The following is a 2,378-nucleotide window of genomic DNA, read 5'->3' as shown; positions in this document are numbered from 1 at the left end:
CCAGAGCCGATGGTACTGCGGTAACACGTGGGAGAGTAGGTCGGTGCCAGATCTTAAAGAGAAGCCCTTCAGCAGTAATGTTGAAGGGCTTTCTTCGTTTACAGGGGTTTGGGCAGCGGGCGAAGTGCATAGCGCGGTTTCCCGGCATTAAGGCGTTAGTGCGCTAAGCTTTGTTCCCCGCAGATTACACCGATCTCCGCTGAAAGCATTCCATCATCCGTTTTAGATTCTTCCGTCTTTTACAAGTTAAACGGACTTTGACTTTTCCGTACCATTAAAGGGTTAAACGGCTAAGCTTCATTTCCCGCAGGTTACATTGATTTCACAGAAAGCATCCCATCATCCATTTTACATCTTCCCTTATATCCCGGGTTAAATAGCCCTGATGGTAGCGGCATCCCTTTTGGCTAAGCAAAATTGTTTAAAAATGATGTTTCCAAAAGGATAGAGCGTACAGCAGGACGGAACCCGGCCCAAACGCACGGGACATTGCGCTCCATGACCAAGAGGTATTTAAACCATTAAGGAGTTTGAGAAAAGTTAAGGTCGTGCTCCCGCAGAAAACGCTGATCTTTGTAAAAAGCATCCCATCATCCATTTTACATCTTCCCTTGTATCCCGGGTTAAATAGCCCTGATGGTAGCGGTATCCATTTTGGCTAAGCAAAATTGTTTAAAAAATGATGTTTCCAAAAGGATAAAGCGCACAGCAGGACAGGACCTAACCCAAATGCTCGGGACACTGCGCTCGAAGACCAAGAGGTATTTAAACCATTAAGGAGTTTGAGAAAAGTTAAGGTTATACTCCCTCAGAAAACGCTGATTTCCGCAGAGACCATCCCATCATCCATTTTACATCTTCCATATTTACTCCTATATTTTCTGTCCGAGGTTAAACTGCCCTGATGGGAGCGATATCCCTTTTGGAGCTGGTTAAATCTGTTTATGGAACCAGGTTTCCCAAAAGTATTAAGTAGGAAGAAGGACCGGAGCCGGATCACAAGCACGGGATACTGCGCTTCGCAATAACCTGACTGTGTCAGTACCCAGATATCCCCTATGAACTTCTTTAGAAATTTCAGCAATAGTAGCTTATTTTTTTTTTTTCGAACAGTTTTGATTTATTAATGTTATAATGCGGATAAATATCATTTGCTTTTAAGTAAATCTGTTGAATATAGCTTTAGTATAATATAGCTAAAGATTTAATGTGAGATCATTTAAATTTAAAAAGTAATCGATATTTTGCGACATTAATAAATTTTAAATATGGCTTCTGGTTTTTTTGCGATTTTAGATGATATAGGTGCCTTAATGGATGATGTGGCGGTAACGGCAAAGGTAGCAGCTAAGAAAACGGCTGGTATTTTGGGGGATGACCTGGCAGTAAATGCAGAAAAATCAACTGGTTTTCTGTCTTCCAGGGAACTACCGGTATTATGGGCAATTACCAAGGGTTCACTAGTTAACAAGCTCATTATAGTACCCATTGCGCTATTGCTCAACTTCTTTTTTCCGGTAGCTATTAAAATGATCTTGGTACTCGGAGGATTATATCTGGCATACGAAGGGGTAGAAAAAGTTGTAGAATATTTTTTCCATCGCTCGAAACCCGCACATGTAGAAGCAAAAGAGATTATTCAGAATGACGAGACAGCAGAAAAAGCCAAAATCAGATCAGCTATTATAACAGATTTCATTCTTTCCATAGAAATTGTCATCATCGCCCTGGGCAGTGTTTTAGATGAAACGCTTACCGTCCAAATTTTGACCGTATCGTTGATCGCATTATTGGCTACAATTGGTGTTTATGGAATTGTTGCGCTTATTGTTAGGATGGATGACGCCGGATACCGTTTAGTTAAAGCGTCCGGCGATAAAGGTATTCTTTCATCAGTTGGCAAAACACTGGTAAAATCGTTACCTATTATCATTAAAACTTTAAGCATTGTGGGTACCGTTGCATTGATACTGGTATCAGGAGGAATTTTTGCGCACAATATTGCGTTTATGCATCATATTTTCCCTTCGTTTCCATCTATTCTGAGAGAATTTGCTTTTGGATTAATAATCGGCTTGGCTTCGGTATTAGTGGTAATGGCCATTAAAAAACTTTTGGCCATTATTAGAAGATAAAAAGTAGCTATTCATTTTACTGCTTAAGTTGTTATTCTTAAAATTTGATCTCTGCAGGTCAGGCTAGCTTCCTGTTGTTATTAACTCATGGGTTTTTACGCTTCCATAAACTTTAATAGCCAGTTGAGTGGTGTTTTAGAGTGTCGGTAGTTTTCGGGTTTATTTTTCTTTTTAGCAAAGCAGGGGCTGGTGGTACTATATATGCATGTTCCCGCTATTTGCTCCAAATCCTCGCTGCGCTGT

General features: G+C 40.4%; 1 protein-coding gene. It reads left to right on the top strand.

Features of this window, described 5'->3' with window-relative positions:
* Window positions 1-1,268: 1,268 nt before the first annotated feature.
* A complete protein-coding gene (locus ACIQXP_RS25160; protein WP_387508776.1) occupies window positions 1,269-2,135 on the top strand; it encodes a DUF808 domain-containing protein in 867 nt (288 codons plus the stop codon).
* Window positions 2,136-2,378: the final 243 nt, after the last annotated feature.

This window comes from Pedobacter suwonensis (assembly GCF_044762335.1).
GTDB lineage: Bacteria > Bacteroidota > Bacteroidia > Sphingobacteriales > Sphingobacteriaceae > Pedobacter.
Note: the sequence above shows the minus strand (reverse complement) of the source record. Positions and strands in the feature narration are given on the sequence as shown.

Excerpts from the sequence above, each read along its gene's own strand:
- ACIQXP_RS25160 (WP_387508776.1), top strand. The coding sequence starts at position 1,269 with ATGGCTTCTGGTTTTTTTGCGATTTTAGATGATATAGGTGCCTTAATG.